At 60.7% G+C, this 2,029-nt stretch carries 4 protein-coding genes and 1 pseudogene; 1 reads left to right on the top strand and 4 read right to left on the bottom strand.

Going from position 1 to position 2,029, the window contains the following annotated elements:
- From EN935_RS33165 to EN935_RS33150, 4 genes are all read right to left on the bottom strand, one after another.
- Positions 1-344: BA14K family protein (locus EN935_RS33165; protein ID WP_127374084.1), on the bottom strand; the 344-nt coding region annotated here is incomplete at its 3' end.
- A 184-nt stretch (positions 345-528) separates the two neighbouring features.
- Complete coding sequence (locus EN935_RS33160; RefSeq protein WP_013530020.1) at positions 529-741, bottom strand: cold-shock protein; 213 nt, start codon at positions 739-741, stop codon at positions 529-531.
- Between the two features lie 471 nt (positions 742-1,212).
- On the bottom strand, positions 1,213-1,425 hold the full coding sequence (locus EN935_RS33155) for a cold-shock protein (protein WP_006202520.1): 213 nt from the start codon (positions 1,423-1,425) through the stop codon (positions 1,213-1,215).
- 207 nt (positions 1,426-1,632) lie between these two features.
- Positions 1,633-1,824, bottom strand: a complete 192-nt coding sequence (locus EN935_RS33150) for a hypothetical protein (protein WP_127374083.1) — start codon at positions 1,822-1,824, stop codon at positions 1,633-1,635.
- A gap of 102 nt (positions 1,825-1,926) precedes the next feature.
- Between EN935_RS33150 and EN935_RS42410 the strand changes: the two are divergent.
- A pseudogene (locus EN935_RS42410) lies at positions 1,927-2,029 on the top strand (peptidase); the annotation flags it as partial.

Raw genomic sequence — 2,029 nt, 5'->3', positions numbered from 1 at the left:
CAGTATTCGTACCAGTCACGCGTCCACGGCTCGGCATAACGATCGGCGTAGACAACCCTCGGTTCCGCATAGTAGCGGCGGACCGGTGCCGGGCGCACCACAACGTCACGATCGTAGTAACCGTCATCGTAGTAGCGGTCAGCGTAGGGCGGGGGCTGGTCATTGGCCAACGCGCCACCGATCAGCGCGCCGGCCGCGAGGCCGAGGACGCCGGCGGCGATCGCATCGCCATTGCCGTGATGGCCGTGATGGCGCCAGTCACGCGCATTGGCGGCGGGCAAGGTTGCGAGCGTGGTGGCGGCCACGGCAGCGGCCAGGACGGCGGTTTTGAAAATTCGGTTCATGTCGGTCTCCTTCGTACCGGCCCGTGCAGTTTCGGGGGATGCGGTCCGGCTTTACCAAAGACTAATATGCGACCGTGGCTGAACGGGGGCTGAACGGATTTCGACGTGTTTATTCAAAACAGACGTCAAAGATCACACGCTCTCAAGGGGCGAAACCGCCCGCCGCAGCCGGTCTGAAGCCGGCTCAGCCGACCGACAGGTTGACGGCTTTCGGACCCTTGCCACGCTTATCCGGCTCCGTGTCGAATGACACTTTCTGGCCATCCTCGAGACCGGGAAGACCGGACGCCTGCACGGCCGAAATATGGACGAAAACATCCTTCGCGCCATCATCGGGCGTGATGAAGCCGAAGCCCTTGGCATGGTTGAAGAATTTGACGGTGCCGGTCTGCGGCATGGGAAGCTCCTTTGTCCCATAAATTCCAGTCTCGGGCCGGCAAATGCCCGAGTGGAAATTTGTCCTTTATTTTAGCGTCATCGGCAAGAGAAAGTTTTGCGGGCACCTGAAGCGCCTCGCGACTCGCTTTAAGTCTTTGTTTTCATGCGTATCGTTCCCCCAAACCCGAGACCACCTTTGAGCGACATGCATTAAGGTCTGTCGATATTCAGGTGAGGCCGGCCTGCAAATGGCCGTTCCCTGCGCTTCCGGTGCTCACGTACCCAAACGTACGCTCCGCTCCGGTTCTCGGTATCAGCCATTTTCGGCTCGGCCTCGCCTGAATCTCAACAGACCTTGGTCTGCTTTTTCGGTACGAAAAAGGCGCGACGAAGATCGCCGCGCCTTTCAAAATTCAAATCCCTCTCCAAGCCAGGTTCAGGCATTGGAGCCTCCGTCGCGCGTCCGAGAGACGTGCGGCGTGCCGATGGCTCAGGCAGCGCGGAGGTTGACGGCCTTGGGGCCTTTGCCCATGCGGTCCGGCTCGACGTCGAAGGTGACCTTCTGGCCGTCGACGAGCGTGCGCAGGCCCGAAGCCTCGATCGCGGAAATATGGACGAACACGTCCTTGGCGCCACCATCGGGCGTGATGAAACCGAAGCCTTTGGTCGCGTTGAAGAATTTAACGGTGCCGGTCTGGGCCATTGGGGAAACTCCTTCACCCGTTCAGTCTTTGGTGGTCCTGCCCGCCGCCTGGCGCAAAGGGCAGTTCCCGGTGGTTGCTTCGGCAGTCATGCATTGGCGCATGGTCAAACCCCCCGCCGAAAACGGGGCCGTCAGAGATTCACAGTATCGGGGAAAGGTCGTCCAAAACGTTCCGCTCTCCGGGTCGCAAATGCCCGAACACGGAATTTATCGCACGGAAACGTGATGGTTGCAAGATAGCGCCGCGGGCCGCCGCACTGGCGCATCCCGACGCATGAATCGACTGACCTGAGCATCGATCGGCCCGGCATAGGCTTGCTTGCCGGCCGGGTCATCGGCCAGAGCCGGGCCACGAATGGGCCAGATGTCGAGGTGGCCGAGGAAGCTGATGCCGCCCACGGCCCAGGCGCCGTTTCCGGCTGTAATGGCTGCAAACGGGGGTTGCATTTGGCAAGGGAATGGCGAGGATCGGCAACTGGGACGCGATCGTGGGAGATCATCATGAAATTTCTGGCGGCAATCTTTTCGCGACAGGGTTTTGCCATCCTGTTGCTGTCGGCAATTCTTGCCGCCTGCACCGTCGTGGTCGATGACGGACCAGGGC

It is taken from the genome of Mesorhizobium sp. M7D.F.Ca.US.004.03.1.1 (genome assembly GCF_003998635.1).
Taxonomy (GTDB): Bacteria; Pseudomonadota; Alphaproteobacteria; order Rhizobiales; family Rhizobiaceae; genus Mesorhizobium; species Mesorhizobium loti.
The sequence above is the reverse complement of the archived record's forward strand: the minus strand, read 5'-3'. Positions and strand labels throughout refer to the sequence as shown.